The organism is Chryseobacterium sp. FP211-J200 (assembly GCF_001643375.1).
Classification (GTDB): Bacteria; Bacteroidota; Bacteroidia; order Flavobacteriales; family Weeksellaceae; genus Epilithonimonas; species Epilithonimonas ginsengisoli.
Genome location: NZ_LSHB01000030.1, coordinates 48339 through 65840 on the forward strand (window position 1 = coordinate 48339; position 17502 = coordinate 65840).

General features: G+C 35.7%; 14 protein-coding genes. 8 read left to right on the forward strand and 6 right to left on the reverse strand.

Annotation, left to right across the window (positions count from 1 at the left end):
• Window positions 1–133: 133 nt before the first annotated feature.
• Together AXA65_RS10695 and AXA65_RS10700 are read left to right on the forward strand one after the other, a co-directional pair.
• Complete coding sequence (locus AXA65_RS10695; protein WP_063970094.1) at window positions 134–1318, forward strand: MFS transporter; 1185 nt, start codon at window positions 134–136, stop codon at window positions 1316–1318.
• Between the two features lie 45 nt (window positions 1319–1363).
• Window positions 1364–2899, forward strand: coding sequence for a SulP family inorganic anion transporter (locus AXA65_RS10700; RefSeq protein WP_063970095.1), 1536 nt, complete (start codon window positions 1364–1366; stop codon window positions 2897–2899).
• 9 nt (window positions 2900–2908) lie between these two features.
• Here AXA65_RS10700 and AXA65_RS10705 read toward each other — a convergent pair whose 3' ends face one another.
• A complete protein-coding gene (locus AXA65_RS10705) occupies window positions 2909–4642 on the reverse strand; it encodes a DUF262 domain-containing protein (protein ID WP_063970096.1) in 1734 nt (577 codons plus the stop codon).
• A 106-nt stretch (window positions 4643–4748) separates the two neighbouring features.
• Between AXA65_RS10705 and AXA65_RS10710 the strand changes: the two genes are divergently transcribed.
• Window positions 4749–6344: a peptide chain release factor 3 gene (locus tag AXA65_RS10710; RefSeq protein WP_063970097.1), complete on the forward strand. Its 1596-nt coding sequence runs from the start codon at window positions 4749–4751 to the stop codon at window positions 6342–6344.
• A 59-nt stretch (window positions 6345–6403) separates the two neighbouring features.
• On the opposite strand, the gene AXA65_RS10715 is transcribed toward AXA65_RS10710, so the two are convergent.
• From AXA65_RS10715 to AXA65_RS10725, 3 genes are read right to left on the reverse strand one after another with little or no spacing between them, the layout of a single operon-like run.
• Window positions 6404–7210, reverse strand: coding sequence for a hypothetical protein (locus AXA65_RS10715; RefSeq protein WP_063970098.1), 807 nt, complete (start codon window positions 7208–7210; stop codon window positions 6404–6406).
• Between the two features lie 12 nt (window positions 7211–7222).
• Window positions 7223–9028 (reverse strand): hypothetical protein, encoded by a 1806-nt coding sequence (locus AXA65_RS10720; RefSeq protein WP_165596594.1) that lies wholly within the window; start codon window positions 9026–9028, stop codon window positions 7223–7225.
• Between the two features lie 18 nt (window positions 9029–9046).
• On the reverse strand, window positions 9047–10039 hold the full coding sequence (locus AXA65_RS10725; RefSeq protein ID WP_063970100.1) for a hypothetical protein: 993 nt from the start codon (window positions 10037–10039) through the stop codon (window positions 9047–9049).
• Between the two features lie 62 nt (window positions 10040–10101).
• Between AXA65_RS10725 and AXA65_RS10730 the strand changes: the two genes are divergently transcribed.
• Window positions 10102–10659: a DUF4956 domain-containing protein gene (locus AXA65_RS10730; RefSeq protein WP_063970133.1), complete on the forward strand. Its 558-nt coding sequence runs from the start codon at window positions 10102–10104 to the stop codon at window positions 10657–10659.
• Here AXA65_RS10730 and AXA65_RS10735 read toward each other — a convergent pair.
• A complete protein-coding gene (locus AXA65_RS10735) occupies window positions 10656–12545 on the reverse strand; it encodes a PEP/pyruvate-binding domain-containing protein (RefSeq protein ID WP_063970101.1) in 1890 nt (629 codons plus the stop codon). The genes AXA65_RS10730 and AXA65_RS10735 overlap by 4 nt on opposite strands.
• A 212-nt stretch (window positions 12546–12757) precedes the next feature.
• Here AXA65_RS10735 and AXA65_RS10740 point away from each other — a divergent pair, with 212 nt between their 5' ends.
• Window positions 12758–13696, forward strand: a complete 939-nt coding sequence (locus tag AXA65_RS10740; RefSeq protein WP_063970102.1) for a DUF4349 domain-containing protein — start codon at window positions 12758–12760, stop codon at window positions 13694–13696.
• A 54-nt stretch (window positions 13697–13750) separates the two neighbouring features.
• On the opposite strand, the gene AXA65_RS10745 is transcribed toward AXA65_RS10740, so the two are convergent.
• Window positions 13751–14281, reverse strand: a complete 531-nt coding sequence (locus tag AXA65_RS10745; RefSeq protein ID WP_228391668.1) for a tetratricopeptide repeat protein — start codon at window positions 14279–14281, stop codon at window positions 13751–13753.
• Window positions 14282–14508: 227 nt separating this feature from the next.
• On the opposite strand from AXA65_RS10745, the gene AXA65_RS10750 reads away from it, so the two are divergent.
• The 3 genes from AXA65_RS10750 to AXA65_RS10760 are packed head-to-tail and all read left to right on the forward strand — an operon-like array spanning window position 14509 to window position 17501.
• A complete protein-coding gene (locus AXA65_RS10750) occupies window positions 14509–15183 on the forward strand; it encodes a MarR family winged helix-turn-helix transcriptional regulator (protein ID WP_063970104.1) in 675 nt (224 codons plus the stop codon).
• A 3-nt stretch (window positions 15184–15186) separates the two neighbouring features.
• Window positions 15187–16653, forward strand: coding sequence for a phytoene desaturase family protein (locus tag AXA65_RS10755; protein WP_063970105.1), 1467 nt, complete (start codon window positions 15187–15189; stop codon window positions 16651–16653).
• 11 nt (window positions 16654–16664) lie between these two features.
• Window positions 16665–17501, forward strand: a complete 837-nt coding sequence (locus tag AXA65_RS10760) for a phytoene/squalene synthase family protein (RefSeq protein ID WP_034979070.1) — start codon at window positions 16665–16667, stop codon at window positions 17499–17501.
• Window position 17502 lies beyond the last annotated feature (1 nt).

Sequence of the window (17502 nt, forward strand, 5' to 3'; positions counted from 1 at the left end):
GAAAGTTACTGATTTTTGGTAAATTATTAGAATAAAAACCTTTCTGAATCTTCAAAAATTATCCATTTCTTAATATCAGAAAATTCTTCAAAATCGATTTCCGAAGTATCTTTGCAGATTAATTTTTAGAGTTATGGATGCAACGATTGAACAAAGCAAAAATATTTCTTATTCCCTGATTTCATACGTCTTCTTCACATTTATAGGTTATTTTATCATCGGATTATCATTATCGGTTTTACCTATTTTCATTAGCAAAGGTCTTGGTTTCAGTATGCTGGTTGCGGGAATTGTCATTAGTTTACAATATGTGATGACATTTCTGATGCGCGCCTATTCTGGCAAAATCATCGATAGCAAAGGACCAAAACCTGCTGTTCTTGTTAGTATGCTGAGTTTCGCTTTTACAGGATTGGTATTGATAATGGCTTATTATTTCAAATTCTCCCCTATTGTAAGTTTATCATTTTTAATTGTAACAAGACTTTTTACAGGCTGTGCCGAGGGAATGATTGGCGCGAGTCCCATCAACTGGGCAATAATGGCCTTTGGGGAAAAACATACGGCGAAGATCATTTCTTACAATGGCGTTGCTTGTTACGGTGCTTTGGCTTTGGGTGCATCGTTAGGTGTGACCATTGTGAAGCATTTCAATTTTTATGGTTTAGGAATTCTCATTGTAGTCCTCGGAATTTTAGGATTTTTTCTAGCAAATACCAAAGAAAATAAAACTGGAGAATTATCGGAAGGTGAGCCAACTTCTTTTTGGAAAGTTTTGAGTAAGGTCGCACCTTATGGTCTGGGACTGGCTTTGGGCGGATTAGGGTTTGCTTCTATCTCTACATTTATCACGCTTTATTACGATTATTATCATTGGCAAAACGGAGCAATGTGTCTGTCGGTTTTCGGGATATTGTTTGTAGCAGGTAGATTGGTCTTTAGTAATGCGATCAACCGATTTGGCGGGATCAATGTTGCGATTGTGAGTCTGGCGGTAGAGACGCTTGGTTTAACGATAATCAGCCTGTCCAATCATCCTTATTTTGCATTGATCGGCGCTGGAATCACTGGATTGGGATTTTCATTGATATTTCCGGCTCTGGGCGTTATGGCGATGAAAACTGTTCCATCTTCCAATCAAGGTTCAGCTTTGGCTGGCTATGGATTGTTCATCGATATTTCTTTGGGAATCACTGGTCCGTTGATTGGTGGCGTAGCCGACATTTTTGGACTGAATTATATTTTCCCATTCAGTATTGGAATTGTGATGATAGGATTGGGATTGGTCTTTTATCTAAAAATGAAGTTGTCTGAATAAACTTTCCTGCCACAATTCTCACTAATTTCGCATTTTCAAATTTTTATGCAGAAAGTTCTCAACCTTTTTGATTTCTCTCAAAAAGTAAATTACAGAAACGAAATATTCGCTGGACTCACCGTTGCAATGACAATGATTCCGGAATCTTTATCGTTTGCGATTCTTGCTGGATTTTCGCCGTTGACAGGCTTGTACGCCGCTTTCATCATGGGATTGGTCACTGCAATTTTTGGAGGAAGACCTGGATTGATCTCTGGTGGTGCTGGTGCAACGGTGATTGTTTTGATTCCATTAATGATTTCCCACGGCATCGAATATGTTTTTGCGACCGTGGTTTTGGCCGGAATCATTCAGATCTTTGTGGGGATCTTTAAGTTGGGAAAATTCATTCGGCTTGTTCCGCAACCTGTGATGTACGGTTTTGTGAATGGTTTGGCAATTGTGATTTTTATGTCGCAGATCAATCAGTTCAAAATCCAAGGTTCGGAAAATTGGTTGTTTGGAAGTCCTTTGTATATAATGCTAGGCTTGGTTGCGTTGACGATTTCTGTTATTTTAATATTTCCAAGATTGACAAAGAAAATTCCAGCGTCTTTGGTGGCGATTGCGGTCACTTTTGCTTTGGTAATGATTTTCGGAATTCAAACTAAAACAGTGAATGATATTGCTAATATTGCAGGCGGTTTTCCACCGTTTCACATTCCGAATGTCGAGATGTCTTTTGAAGTTTTGAAGGTCATTTTCCCATTTGCCTTAATCATGTCAACCGTTGGATTGACGGAAGGTTTGTTGACTTTAAATTTGGTTGATGAAATCACAAATACCAAAGGAAACAGCAACCGAGAATGCGTTGCACAAGGAACAGCCAATATTCTCAACGGATTCTTCACCGGAATGGGCGGTTGTCCGATGATTGCGCAGACTTTGGTCAATCTTTCGGCTGGTGCAAGAGCCAGACTGTCTGGGATTGTTGCCGCTTTGGTTATTCTTTTCATCATCCTTTTTGGTGCACCGGTGATTGGAAAAATGCCTGTAGCTGCTTTGGTTGGCGTAATGATAATGGTTGCTGTCGGAACTTTTGAATGGGCAAGTTTCAAAGCTATCAAGAGATTTCCGAAATCTGATATTTTTGTGATGGTTGTTGTGACTTTGATTACCGTTTTCCTTCACAATCTGGCTTTGGCGGTTTTGATTGGTGTCATTATTTCCGCTTTGGTGTTCGCTTGGGAAAGTGCGAAAAGAATCCGAGCGAAGAAATATATTGATGATAATGGCGTAAAGCATTACGAGATTTTCGGACCATTATTTTTTGGTTCGACGACCACTTTTGCTGAGAAATTTGATGTGATGGATGACCCAAAAGAAGTGATCATAGATTTCAAGGAAAGTCGTATTGTGGATATGTCTGCGATTGATATTCTTAATAAAATTACAGAACGCTATCAAAGTCAAGGGAAAACTGTTCGGTTGAAACATTTGAGTTCTGATTGTTTGCGGTTGATAAAAAACGCGGAAAATGTGGTGGCAATTAATATTATTGAGGATCCTGAGTATCAAGTTTTGAGGAATAAATTTAATTAAAAAGACATATTAAATACTCCATCTTTCAAAAATAAATTTTGAGATCTTCTTTCCTCTTTCTCTAATAGTTTTTTCGTTCCAATCTTCATAATAAAAAAGTTGCCTTTCACTCTCTAAATTAGATTTTTGATAAATGTTTTTTTTCTGTAAAAAACTTTTATTATTTAAAACACTATTATCAAAAGTAAGTACTAAATTACCAAATGATTGGCTATTAGGTGCTTCTGTGAAACCGGGCTGTAATTTTTGAGGCAAAATATGTTCAATAGAAATTTTTTTATTAGCAAAAAATTCATTGAGTGATCCAATATTGTATTTAAATTTTAAATCTTTTTGTAAATAAGTTTCGTAGTCATATAATAATAATTTCACAGTATTATCGCTAAGAACTTTATAAGCATTATTATTTATAATTGAATTTCTAATTTCAGTTGTATTAGAATTCTTAGTAACAAGCAACCTTAATTCTTTTTTTAAATCTGTAAAATTCAATTTATTGACAAATATCCTATGAGCAAAATCATTGATAACTGAATTTCCAGTATTTGATTTTCTATTACCAAAAACGTAAATCTTTAAACTGAAAATTTCTAAAATTTCACATATTGGTATTAAAAAATCTTTTTTAAAACCTCTATGTGATAAAATAGAGAGAAACAATGGTAAAAAAGTTTCAGTTTTTCCTAAAATATCCAATCTTAATAAAGCGCAATTAATCTCTTCATTTTCAAAATTCCTATTTAATAACATTGCATAATTAGAAGAACATCTGTGTAAAAATTTTGAAAACTGTTCAATTTCATCTAATTTTTTATTCATCAGAGGCTTATTATTATCAAATAAGCTACCTATTTTTAAAACCTCTCTTTGTGAAATCATATCTTTCACTCTTTGATGGATATCATTAATATTTCTAGTTTCTCCTTTATAAATAATATAAGAATCTTTCAAAAATTGATTTTCAATTCTTACTGATCCTCCATTATCTATTTGCATAAGCTCAGTGAAAATTTCTCCAAATTTTTTATTTATTTCTTTGGCTAGAGATTTATCGTTAAGTTTATGAGATAAATAAATTAAATAATTTTTTATTTTATCAATATCAGAAAGCGGCAATCCCCTATCGTTCATTGTTTCGAAAATTAATCCAACTTCACTCTCCTCCTCCAATTCGAATACATTGAGCTTAAATTTTGATAATAAATTTCGTCTTACATTTATAATAGATTTAATAGAAGATTTATTAAAGTAATTATCAAAAAAGAGTCTAGCGTTCAATAGATTTTTTTGGCTTTTAGTTGCTGCTCTATCTTTATTTTGTTTTAAATTATTTATGTTATTTTCATTTAATAAATAATTAAAAAATTCTTGATCGTTTTTATTATTTAATCTTAAAAGAGGTTTCCCTTTATATATAACTTGCTTGATTATTTCATCATCAGCTTTTGCCTTATCTATCTCAAATATTTTATAGTACAAGCTAATTAAAAATATGTGTATCGAAGTAATTCGCTGTTGACCATCAACAATATCATATTTATTTTTATCACTTATGCCTATAAGCTCACTGCCACTTTTTATTAATGTTACAGTACCTACATAATGTTCTTTAATATATTCGACATCACTAAGATCATTTACAAAATCTGTTAATTGTTCATTACCCCAAGAATATCCTCTTTGATATTCAGGAATTACAAAAATTCCATAGTTTAAAAATGTATCAATAGAATCAAATTTCATAGTTATTGTTTTACCAAAATTACAAAAAAAACAGTAATAAATTTTTAAAATATAGACCTTTCAGAATTCGATAAAAAACACGATTTTTGCAGTCTCAAATTTTATTATGTCTTTAGAACAAGAAATCAGCAGGAGAAAAACTTTCGGGATCATCTCTCACCCCGATGCGGGAAAAACGACGCTTACAGAGAAACTTCTTCTTTTTGGAGGAGCGATCCAGGAAGCGGGCGCGGTAAAATCCAACAAGATCAAAAAAGGAGCAACCTCCGATTTTATGGAGATCGAGCGTCAAAGAGGGATTTCCGTAGCGACCTCAGTTTTGGCTTTTGAATATAAAGGCCACAAGATCAATATTTTGGATACGCCGGGTCACAAGGATTTTGCTGAAGACACTTACAGAACTTTGACGGCCGTTGACTCTGTGATCGTCGTGATAGACGTTGCAAAAGGGGTTGAGGAACAGACGGAAAAGTTGGTTCAGGTTTGTAGAATGCGAAATATTCCGATGCTGGTTTTCATCAATAAATTGGACCGTGAAGGTAAAGATGCCTTCGATCTTCTGGATGAAGTGGAACAGAAATTGGGTCTTCGCGTGACGCCACTTTCCTTGCCAATTGGTATGGGAGCGGACTTCCAAGGGATCTATAATATTTGGGAAAATAATATCCAATTATTTTTGGAAGAGAAAAAACAGAAAGTTGGTGAGGCGATCAAGTTTGACGACATCAATGATGCTCAAATTGATGAGTTGGTTGGTGCAAAAGCCGCTGCGACGCTTCGTGAGGAATTGGAATTGGTAGAATCTGTCTATCCGGAATTTGACCGCGACGATTATATGAATGGCGATCTGCAACCGGTTTTCTTCGGTTCTGCATTGAATAATTTTGGAGTGAGAGAATTGTTGGATGCTTTCATCGAGATTGCGCCGAAGCCTCAGCCAAAGGAAAGTTCGACAAGAATTGTAAAACCTGAAGAGAAAAATTTCACTGGATTTGTGTTCAAGATCCACGCAAATATGGATCCGAAACACAGAGACCGTCTGGCGTTTGTGAAAATCGTTTCCGGAACTTTCAAAAGAAATGAGAATTATCTGCTTGTAAGAGAAGGCAAAAAGATGAAGTTCTCCTCTCCCAACGCTTTCTTTGCGGACAAAAAAGAAGTTGTGGACGAGAGTTTCCCAGGCGATATCGTGGGACTTCACGATACTGGAAATTTCAGAATTGGCGATACTTTGACGGCTGGTGAGAAGATCAGTTTCAAAGGAATCCCCAATTTTTCTCCGGAACATTTCCGTTACATCAACAACGATGATCCGTTGAAAGCGAAACAGTTGGCCAAAGGAATTGACCAGCTGATGGACGAAGGTGTTGCTCAGCTTTTCACTTTGACGATGAACAACAGAAAGATCATTGGAACAGTTGGAGCGCTACAGTACGAGGTTATCCAATACCGTTTGGAGCACGAATATGGCGCAAAATGTAACTACGAACCAATCGGAATCCATAAAGCTTGTTGGGTGGAAGCGGACGAAAGGTCTGAGGAATTCCAGGAATTTGCAAGATTGAAACAAAGATTCCTAGCGAGAGATAAATATGACCAATTGGTTTTCCTTGCAGATTCATCTTTCACGATCGTGATGACGCAGGAGAAGTTTCCGAATGTGAAGTTGCATTTTATCAGTGAGTTTAATAATGCAAATTAGAATATACATAAGCATCCAACATTTGGGTGCTTTTTTTATAAATCCTTTGCAAATCGAATTTAATTCAAATATGCCTTCACTTCGTCTATATTATTATCATTAAAAATCAAATGTATTATAATTGGCATTTTGCCTTTTCTGTAAAGTAAAGCCAGCACCAGATTTCCATTGATTTTTGATTTTGTATCGATGATAACATTTTCCCGATCGGGGGAATTGATACTCAGATATCTTTTGCTCAAATGCTTTGTCTGAATTCCCAGTTTTCCAAAACCTTCGCTCAATTCGGACGAATAGAAACTCCAGTCGTCCATTGCCGTGAAGTATGCATCAGCTTCTGGTGAATTTTCATCTTTGAAGGTTTTTGTTTCCGGATCGAAGATGATCAGTCGGGTTTCCGAGATCGTCTCTATTTCTTTTGAATCTAGATTTTTTGGCGATTTGTAAGAAACGATCTGCATTGGATTTTCTATGGAAATACCTTTTATGATGTTCCAGCCTTCATCAATCCTTCCAAATTCATTAAAGAAAAATGTGGTGTCGCCACGTTGTTTTCCAATCACATAATCTTCGTGCTCAATGTAATTTCCGTAGGTTTTGGTCTTCATCAATTCGGTAATAAAATCGCCGTCTGTATCAAATCTGGCCTGACCTTTGATCTCGCCATTTTTGAGATACAAAACAGAACCGCCATTCGCAGAAAACAAATGTTGCACTTGATCTCTAGGACTTTCTGTGACTTGTTTATCTTGAACAACTAATGTATCTTTTTCCACCGATTTTTTAGTCGAAATCTCTTTCTCTTCTTTTTTGCAGGAGAGAGAAATGATGGAAATTATAATTAGGAAAGTGCTTTTAAGATTCATGCTCGATTGTTATTAATAATTAATGACATCTTTTAAATTAGGAAATTCGAAGGCATTGTCGCCCACTTGAAATGAATTCATTTTGATAGGCTTGATCTTCTTATTTGTTTTTTGAGAGTCAATGACTTTGATCTCACCAGTGTCACAATTTTCTTTGGTTTTCTTATAAGTCGCATCACCTGTGCTGATGTTGTAATCAAATTTCACATCGTAGTCGCAGGGTGCTCCGTAATGTACAGAAGCTCCAATAAGATACCAATCTCCATTTTGAAAGCGAAAACGATGCGTGTACGCCCATTTGTCACGGCTGCCTCCAAAATGATCAATAACAATACTTTTTTTAGATATCGAGATGCCATCAAAGGGATTTCCCATCATTCCACCACTTCCCGATGTCAGTAAAGGAGCAGTGGTCTGATTCCAAAGTTTCCATTTTCCATTTTCTCTTTTGAAGATTGCGAGAACCTGCTCCGTGTCGCCGTCACTTATACTTGGCATTTCGTACACGGTCACAGCTTCTTCCGCACCATCATCGTCCAGGTTTCCGTAGGCTGTAGCTTTTAATTTCCAATATTTTGGCGTAAAATCTTTGATGTCCTCAGCGACTTTCTTAGTAATTTCGGTATCATAATTATCACTGTCAATGGCTTGCTTTTTTTCATCGAGTTGAGCTTGGTTTTTGTCAGCAGCGTTCGGGATATCAGCTCTTATTTTATTGATGATCTCTGGAATTTTCGGAAGCGTGAAAGATTGTTCTTTGGTGTCGGAATTATAATAAGTTATTTCGCGGTATTCGACCGTCAGCAATTTTTTCTTTTGGAGAACGCCATTATTAGTATCGCTGTAATAGATCTTTTTTACGACCCAATTATTTTCCTTATCATAGTGATATTCATTTTCAAAGCGTCCGCCAATTGAACCGTCATAAAAAGTAGTTTGATCAAAGGTCAGATTTCCATATTGATCATATTTGGTCAATTTTTTTGAACCCACTTCTGTTCCTTTTTGCTGGTAGATTGTTTCTGTACTCTCGGTATAATCTGAGTTATAATCGAATTCGATCTTACGTTCCAAACCTTCTTCATTGTGCCAGATCTCAGAGATCAAGTGTCCCTTTTTATCGTATTTGAAAAACACTTTTCGTCCGGGGAAAACATAGCCATCAATTTCATCTACTTTGAAAATGCCGTCTTGAAGCGATAACTTTTGAAATTTGGATTGAAAAAGTGGCGAAACCTTTGTTAGATTTTTATCAGTAAAACTGTAGATCTTATCAGGATTTTTATTTGAGTCTTCGTCAATTTCCGAAATGGTAATTTTCTTTTGATCAGCTGAATCTTTTATTTTATAAGTGATGTATTTTTCGAATGTTGTTTTATCTGCATTTTTCTCCAGCCCAATTTCTTCAGAAAGGATTCCATCTTTGTCATAAAAAAGCCAGGCAGAATTCAGGGATTTTCCGTATTCGCCTTTGTTTTGAATTTCTCTCAAGATCAAATGATTAGAAGTTTCATCGTAATAATATTTGGTCTCAAAATTTTGAGCTTTGTGAAAACTCCTTCTTCCATCTTTTCGATAGATCGTGTAATCTTGCAAACCGACCGTTTTTCCTTCAACGGTTTTCTTTTCAGATGATTTTTGATAGTTGTCCGACGAATAATTTTTGACCGAATAGACCTGACCTTGGAACTTCCCCTTTTCTTCCAATGATTCTCTTATTGGAAAATTGTCCAGATTTTCGTTGATCAATTTGCTGGAAGTTTTTTGTGAACATGCCAAAGTACTCAGAAAAATAATTGAAAAGAAAAATAATTTCATCACTTTAATATTTATCATCTAATGTCTATTATCACAGTCTTTGTATAGTTCAGGATAGGAATTGTCCAGAAACGTGATTGCACTGCAACCAAAAGACTGCGAAAAAAAACCAAAAACAACAGGCGGTTTTCCTTTGAAGAGATTCCCCGTCCATTGATTTTCATTAGTAGCATCATCTTCGACGTAATTGAGCGGATAAAATTCTGCACCTTCTCCTTTTGTGATGGTTTTATCCATGATCACTTTTCCTCCTTTGATGACGACCAGTTTCCGTTCTCTGATCTCATTTTCGGACGTCAGATCCTGAAGATAGCAATCCAGATTTCCAACCTTGTATTGATAGGTTTTTCCCAGTTTAAGCTTCGAAGCTATCTTGACGGGGAAATCTTTTGCGTTCGCATTTTTCCACTTTACAGGTTCTAATTTCTGCTCGGCAAAAGGATTTTCTTTTCCAAAATAAGCCAATGAATATTCGGTTTTATCCATAGATCTTTCACGGTCCACTTTCTCATACAACTGAAAACCGATCATGTAATCATCATCATATATCTCTTCACCTTCGCTGCTGTAGAAATTCAGGTTTGCAACAGCCTTCAGACTTTTGATTGGAAATTTATTCAAATGATTTTCCTTATAATTGTAGAGGTAAAGCGTATCATTTTCCGATAGTTTGGTTCCTTTGAGAAATTTTTCTCTGTAGAATGGCGGCAGCTCAAAATGTTTCAATTTTGCGAACGGGATATTCTTTTGATTTTTTATGATGTCAGGAGGAACCGTGATAGAATCCATATAAACATCAGACAATGAAACGAATATATCATTCACCTCACCATTTTCCATCGTATATAGATCATAAATATGAAAATTATCAAAACTGATTTTTTTCTCAGAAATTGTGTCTTTTTTTACTTCAATTTTCTGAGGGATTTCTTTCTTGGCTTGCTTGCTCTCAACTTTTTTACAAGAAAAAAACAGCATTGAGATTGATAGGTAAAGAAGTGCTTTTGTCATGATGTACCTTGCGTTTTTCCAAATTTATCAATAAATATTTTATCTTTAAAGAAATTTTTAACTTGGAAACACAAGAGATCATCGAGCGTTTTGCCATTCTGTGCATTTCGATCGTCGCAATTTATTATTTCACGAACAAAAATAGAAGGTTCAGATTGCATCCACTTTTTAGCTTGGTCAGCATTTGCACTTTTTTTATGTGTTTGATCTTCAAACAAGTGGAAATGACCGTGGGAATTGGATTTGGACTGTTTGCCGTTTTCTCGATTTTGCGATTCCGAACTGAGAGTTTTTCAATCCAGACCATTATCTTTTTATTTGTATCCATCACGCTTTCTATGTTGGATATCCTTTTGCCCATCGACCATTTGGAGTTTTTGTTGGGAATCAATCTGGTAATCGTACTGTGTTATGTTTACCTTAATTTCCTCGAGAAAAAAACACCTTCTTCTTCTGAAAAGAATGTCATCGAGATCATCGTTTCTACAGATTTTATGAGCCTGGACGAAACTGAAAAGAGAGTATTCCTGTCCGAAAGGATCCAGTTCAAAACCTTCAGTTATCAGATCAAAACCATCAATCTGATCGAGAATGTCGTCATCATCAAAGTTTCCTATTAATCCATATAAGCTCTTGCTTGCTTGATGTAAAGCGTTCTGTTTGCTCCAACGATTTTAAATTCGATATCCAAAGGCATTTGTTTATCAGCAATTTTATATTTCTTCCAGAGCGAGTACATTCTGCTTTCGATTTTCGGCGAAATTTTGAACAAGGTCTCTATTTCCGAAGTTTTAAGAATTGGTTTTTTATCATTAAGGCTCGATGTTGAGCGGTAATCCACACTCAGTTTATTATCCAGATAATTGAAGTTGTGAACATAGAACTCGTCGCAAGTGACACCAATTTCTGGTTTCACAACGGATTCTTCCCCTTTTTGAACATTGACTGTGATGCCTTTGTACTCGTTGCGGTAAATATTTTTTGTAATCAGAACGCCATTTGCCAATTCATCTGGAAACGAACGGTGAACCAGAATTCCCATTGCGCAAGACAAGTGATCGATATTGAAGATTTCTCGCTCGTGGTAAGCTCTCTCATTCCAAAAACTTGCCCAAACATCCAGGATCGCTTTCTCAACCGTTTTCACTGAGTCGCCCAATTTTGCCGATTTGGAATCATATAAACCAGCACCATTGAAACCGGCGAGATCTTCCGCATTGGTAGAAGAACGGAATTTGAAATTCTTGAATTCACTCTGCTGATTTAAAGTATTCGTTACCAAATTGATAAGTTCAGGGTCAACTTTCGATTTCTTGATGGTTTTTCTTAAGGCCTTTAATTTTTCATCAATAAGTCTAATTGAATCTTTGGGAAGCGCAAGGATCTCGCTAATTTCCTTATCAAAATGATTATTTTTGATGTGTTCATCATAGTAATAGAAAGGAATCGCGTAAGCATACTCAGGCGTTTTGAAGTTTTTCAATTCCTTTTCCACGATTTTCAAAAGTCCAAGATTCGTGGCTTTGGAACCAATGATATTTTGTGGACTTGTTGGCAAAGTTTTATTGAGATCGATGAGATCTTTAACTTCAAGATTCTTTGTAAGCGTAATTCTGGGTTTTGCTTTTGTGATTTTGATCGGCTTTGTTGTTAGATTCAATTTATAGTTGTCATCGTTCACGACCAGTTCTACTTTTTTATCGATCAGATTATTGATCTTGTTCTTCGAAAAAGCTTCTGTATCTACGTACAAAGGAATATTTCTATTTTTCGCCAAGAGAACCAAATGACTCAACGGTGTTTGAAATTCCGTAACGATGATTGCTTTTACATTCGGGATAATCTCCGGCGTCGAGTTGATAATGATGATCTCATTCTCATTCGGATAGAATTTTGGATTTGATTTCAAGTCATATTTCTTCAAAATCCCAATCGCACTACCCTTTTCCACAGATTGCTCTGTAAGATTTTGGAAAATAAAATCAGAATAAACAGTTGGGATCTTCAAAGTCTGTTTTTGATTGAGCGCGATCAATCTTGGTGTGCTCAGGTAGAATTTGACCTTTGAACCAAAGAACACATTCTTTTTGACTTCATTAAAGAAAAACTGAATGAGTTGCGCATTCATCTGGTCGGAAGCTGCCAATTCCAAAACCCAATCGTCGGATTTTTCTATGTAATTGAGATTTCCCAAAAGATACCTTCTATAGCCAGTTCCATTGTAACTGACGTCATTAAAAGATTCCAAACCAGCCGGAAATCCAAGCACTTCTTCACAGAAATTATGATGGTATTTGTACTTCACGCTATTGAAAAAGTACATCTTTTTTGAAGGATGATCATAAACGACTTTTACAGATTTGATGTTGGTAAATTTGTCCGTCAACGGTTTTCCAGCCAAATTGATGAACTGCTGTTTTTGCGTGATCGAATGAACAAAATCCTTTTGAGCAAAGAAAAATACGGAAGTCAGAAAATAAAATAGGATCAATAACTTTTTCATCATTATTATGGATTGTGAAATGCAATTTAAAATTTAATTCCTGAATATCGGGATTTTTTTGTTTTCAAAATTGAAATCAGTTCTTGTAAATCTTTTGTAAAATAAGTTTAAATACCTGATTGATAATTAATTAAAACATTACAAGAACAATCCATTTCATTTACAAATCAATCTTTGACAAGCTTATTAGTTTTACATCAACAAAATCATACAACATGAAAAAATTAATATTGACCATTCTGGTTATGAGTACTTTGACAATGTGTAAAAAATCAGATATACAGGAAGCTAATAACACGATTGCCAATGCAGATTCATTGGTTCAAAATACGGCAGAAAGTGTTGAGAAATTTGATGCGGCTGCCAATACGATAGTAGATTCCGTCAATCTAAAAGCGAAAGATCTCATCAAAAATAAAGAAGAAATCGAGAAAGCATTTGAAAATAGCAAAAACAAGATCGATTCTATATCTGAGAATCTTGAACAATTCAAAAAAGATATTGAGGAGAAGAAGCTGAGTTCCAATATAGATTCCATCAAGAATTCGATTAAAAAAGAAATTCCGAAACCTGTTACCAAAACGGTTAATAAAATCGTCTACAGGGACAAACCAAAACAGGATTCCACGCCAAAACCAGCTTCGATGTTGAAGAAAGGCTATATAGAGATCAATGTGGATGACATCGCCACAGGAAAAGCGCTGGTGCAAGATCAGATCAGAAAATACGATGGAATCATCAAAACTGAAAATTTAATTAGCAATGATGAATTTCAAACTTATTATATCACAGCAAAAGTTCCGCTTCAAAAATTTGATTATCTGGTAGAAGAATTGTCAGATCTTGGAAGTATCAAAAACAAAAATGTAGAAATTGTTGGAAATGATTACAACCAAAACAAAATGTGTGACATAGAGATCACAATGTACGGCAACAAACTCTATCCAACGGAAGCTGAAAAAGATCAGAGTTTCGGTTCGAAATCCCTAGATGCAGTTTCATCTGGCTGGGACGTCATCGGAAGTATTTTACTTTTCCTCCTACCCTTTTGGCCGGTCTTCCTGATTGCTGGAATTGCCTATTATTTCTACAAAAAGAAAAATAATAAAAATCAAGATCCGCCTGAAAATAAATATTCCAACGAGAATTCTTAAACCAAAAAAGACGCTTAAATTAAGCGTCTTTTCTGTAATTAAATAGTGTGTTGATTAGTTCATCAAGCTTTTGCTCAAGTTGAGCGCATCTTGGTTTGAACCGTCATATTGCAAAGATTTTGCGATATATTGTTTTGCTTTTTCTTTATCGGTATCCTTGTCCTGGAATGCGATGAAGAAATATGCGTAAGCTAAATTTTGTTTGGAAGCATCTACTTCAGCCGGTTTTACTTTAGCGATATATTGTTCGTAAGCGGCTTTTGCACCTTCATTGTTTTTTGCTGACTGATTGGCGTATCCGATGCTGTAATAAGCTGGCGCCCAGTCTGGAATAATCGTTGTTATCTTGTTCCAAGTTGCAATGGCCGAGTTCCAATCTCCTGCGTCCTGATAAGCTGTTGCTAATGTAACTAACGTCTGTGTATCATCCGGTTTTGCGGCGACTTGTTTCACCAATGCATCAATTGTCGGATTGGTTACGGCTGCAGTTTGTGTTGTTTCTGCAGATGCAGTAGTGGTAGTTTGTGCGCTGATAAAACCTGTCGTCATTAGTGTTAATCCAAAAAACAAGCTTTTAATTTTCATTTCCGTTTTCATAATTTTTTGTTTTTAATGTTGTTACGATAATCACAATAACGATTCCATAAAGCTCTTAAATTTTCAAACTTTAATGTTTTTAAGAGTTCATTAACATAACTGGAATGATAATTAGGAAATTTTAAAACAATTGTTTAAAATGCTAAAATTTTAGTTTATAAATGTACTAATGTTATAATAATTAGTATATTTACAAACTAATAAAATAACACACAATGAGCCTTGGACTGATAAAAGACGTGATACAATTGGTAGAAGAATTTGGATCACAAAACAATAAACAGCAATATTCTTCTGATATAGAAGGGTTTAAGAATTGGATATGCGATGGCAGAATCAATAATGCGAATAATGTTATTAATGAACCGATCTGGGAAGGGAAAGAAAATGGACGATCGCCGGAAAGTGTCATTAGTACATTGATTGTCCATCTTAATAGATATGCGAAGACCTACTCCAAATCGGCCATTGCAGATTCGGATTTCAATACGCAGGAAGAATTTATCTATTTGATCAATTTGAAAGCATTTGGAACGATGACCAAGACGGAACTTATCAAAAAGAATCTTCAGGATAAATCTACAGGGATATTGATCATCAACCGATTGATAAAGCAAGGATGGCTAGAACAGACCAATTCTGAAACAGATAAAAGGTCAAAAGTTTTAAGGATCACAGATACAGGTCATTTGGCCCTGGAAAACCAAATGGAAAAAATCCGAAACGCTACCAATATCGTAACTGGAGATCTAAACCATTCTGAGAAGATGGAACTCATCAGGATCCTTGATAAACTGGACAAATTCCATCGGCCGATCTTCTCCAAAAATATTGAAGGTTCAAAATTATTAGAAACTGTTTATCAGGAATATGCTTTCGGGAAAAATTAAAATATGAAAAAGAAAATTGCCATCATCGGTTCCGGATTTTCAGGTCTTTCTGCGGCAGCTTACGCTTCAAAGCTTGGTCATGATGTACAAGTTTTTGAGAAGAACAGCATTATTGGCGGCCGTGCAAGAAGTTTTAAAACTGAGAATGGTTACACTTTTGATATGGGGCCAAGTTGGTATTGGATGCCAGATATCATCGAGAATTTCTTTAATGATTTCAATAGAAAAGCATCGGATTTTTATCAGTTGGTTCCACTCGACCCGCAATTTGAAATGGTCTTTTCTGATGGCTTGATGGGAATTCCACAAGATTACCAGGCGATGAAAACGTTGTTCGAGGAAACTGAAAAAGGCGCAGGACAAAGATTGGACGATTTTATGAAAGATGCGCAGTTCAAATATGAAGTTGGGATGAAGGATTTTGTGAACAAACCTTGTAATTCCTGGCTCGAATTTGTTTCGCTGAAGATTTTGAAAAGTGCCTTCAGTCTTGACCTTTTGACGGACTTCAGTAAGTTTGTAAGAAAATATTTTTCGAATCCGAAGCTGATCACATTAATGGAATTTCCAGTGATCATCCTCGGTGCAGCACCAAAAGATATTCCTGCGTTGTATAGTTTGATGAATTATGGCGGTTATAAATTAGGAACTTGGTATCCTATTGGTGGTTTTATAAAAGTGATCGAGGCGATGCAACAAATTGGAATTGACCAAGGTGTAAAATTTCATTTGAATTCAAGTGTCGAGCAGATCATTATTAATGATAAAAATGCAAGCGCTTTAGTAATAAATGGTGAAACGATAGAATTTGATTCTATCATTGCGTCATCAGATTATGAACATACGGAAAGTCAGCTGTTGCCAGAAGCATATCGAAATTATGATAAGGATTATTGGGAAAAGAAAACTTTTGCACCTTCCTGTCTGATATTTTACCTTGGGATCAAAGAAAAAATACCGAATCTGAAGCATCACACGTTGTTCTTTGAAAATGATCTGGATCTGCACACGACTGAGATCTATGAAGACAAAAAATGGCCATCAAAACCGTTGTTTTACGTTTGTTGTCCATCAAAAACAGATCAGAATGTAGCACCAGACAATTGTGAGAACGTATTTTTATTAATGCCAATAGCTACTGGAATTGTAGATTCTGAATTAGAAAGAGAGAAATATTTTAAAGAAATGGTCAGCCGACTGGAGAAACATACGAGCTCCGAAAATCTCATTTCAAAGATCGAATACAAAAGAAGTTTTTGCATAGATGATTTTAAGCAAGATTACAACGCTTACGCTGGAAATGCTTACGGATTGGCAAATACTTTGTCTCAAACTGCAGTTCTGAAGCCATCATTGAGAAACAAGAAAGTGAAAAACCTTTTTTATACAGGACAATTGACCGTTCCCGGGCCAGGCGTTCCTCCAAGTATTATTTCCGGGAAAATAGCCGCATTAGAAGCCAATAAATAAGTACATAAGCTATGAAACAATTATTTGACGACCTTTCTTTCAAGATCAGCAAAGAGACCACCAAACAATACAGCACGAGTTTTTCGATGGGTATTCTGGCTTTGTCCTCCAAGATAAGAAATCCAATTTACGCCATCTACGGCTATGTACGGTTGGCGGATGAGATCGTGGACAGTTTTCACGGTTTCGACAAAAAGAAACTGCTGTCTCGCTTTCGAGATGAAACATTTTTGGCTTTGGAAGAAAAGATCTCTTTGAATCCAATTCTGCAGTCATTCCAGGAAACGGTCAGTAAATATAAGATCGACCATGAGCTCATCAAACAATTTTTGAAAAGTATGGAAATGGACCTTCACAAGATCGATTACAACTCAGAACTTTACAAGGAATACATTCTTGGATCGGCAGAAGTGGTTGGGCTGATGTGTCTTCATATTTTTGTAAACGGAGACAAAGAAGAGTTCGAAAGATTAAAACCTTCTGCGATGATCCTAGGTTCAGCTTTTCAAAAAGTGAATTTCCTGCGGGATATGAAAGATGATTATGAAGTTTTGGGCAGAACTTATTTTCCAAATGTCGATATTGCCGCATTTGATAACAATGTAAAAGCTGAGATCGAGGAAGAGATCGCTTTTGAATTCCATGAGGCTTTGGAAGGGATCAAAAAACTACCGGCGTCCTCAAGATTTGGTGTTTATCTGGCTTATCGGTATTATCTTTCGTTATTCAAAAAGATCAAAAAAACTTCAGCTAATCAGATGATCAACCAGAGGATCAGAATTTCGAACAGTAAAAAAATATCTCTGATGATGGGTTGCTACGTAGAATACAAGATGTTATCCATTTAAA

Coding starts and splice junctions, on each gene's coding strand:
- AXA65_RS10715 (WP_063970098.1), bottom strand. CDS start 7,210: ATGAATCTTAAAAGCACTTTCCTAATTATAATTTCCATCATTTCTCTC.
- AXA65_RS10725 (WP_063970100.1), bottom strand. CDS start 10,039: ATGACAAAAGCACTTCTTTACCTATCAATCTCAATGCTGTTTTTTTCT.
- AXA65_RS10760 (WP_034979070.1), top strand. CDS start 16,665: ATGAAACAATTATTTGACGACCTTTCTTTCAAGATCAGCAAAGAGACC.
- AXA65_RS10705 (WP_063970096.1), bottom strand. CDS start 4,642: ATGAAATTTGATTCTATTGATACATTTTTAAACTATGGAATTTTTGTA.
- AXA65_RS10710 (WP_063970097.1), top strand. CDS start 4,749: ATGTCTTTAGAACAAGAAATCAGCAGGAGAAAAACTTTCGGGATCATC.
- AXA65_RS10745 (WP_228391668.1), bottom strand. CDS start 14,281: ATGAAAATTAAAAGCTTGTTTTTTGGATTAACACTAATGACGACAGGT.
- AXA65_RS10740 (WP_063970102.1), top strand. CDS start 12,758: ATGAAAAAATTAATATTGACCATTCTGGTTATGAGTACTTTGACAATG.
- AXA65_RS10700 (WP_063970095.1), top strand. CDS start 1,364: ATGCAGAAAGTTCTCAACCTTTTTGATTTCTCTCAAAAAGTAAATTAC.
- AXA65_RS10735 (WP_063970101.1), bottom strand. CDS start 12,545: ATGATGAAAAAGTTATTGATCCTATTTTATTTTCTGACTTCCGTATTT.
- AXA65_RS10695 (WP_063970094.1), top strand. CDS start 134: ATGGATGCAACGATTGAACAAAGCAAAAATATTTCTTATTCCCTGATT.
- AXA65_RS10755 (WP_063970105.1), top strand. CDS start 15,187: ATGAAAAAGAAAATTGCCATCATCGGTTCCGGATTTTCAGGTCTTTCT.
- AXA65_RS10750 (WP_063970104.1), top strand. CDS start 14,509: ATGAGCCTTGGACTGATAAAAGACGTGATACAATTGGTAGAAGAATTT.
- AXA65_RS10720 (WP_165596594.1), bottom strand. CDS start 9,028: ATGAAATTATTTTTCTTTTCAATTATTTTTCTGAGTACTTTGGCATGT.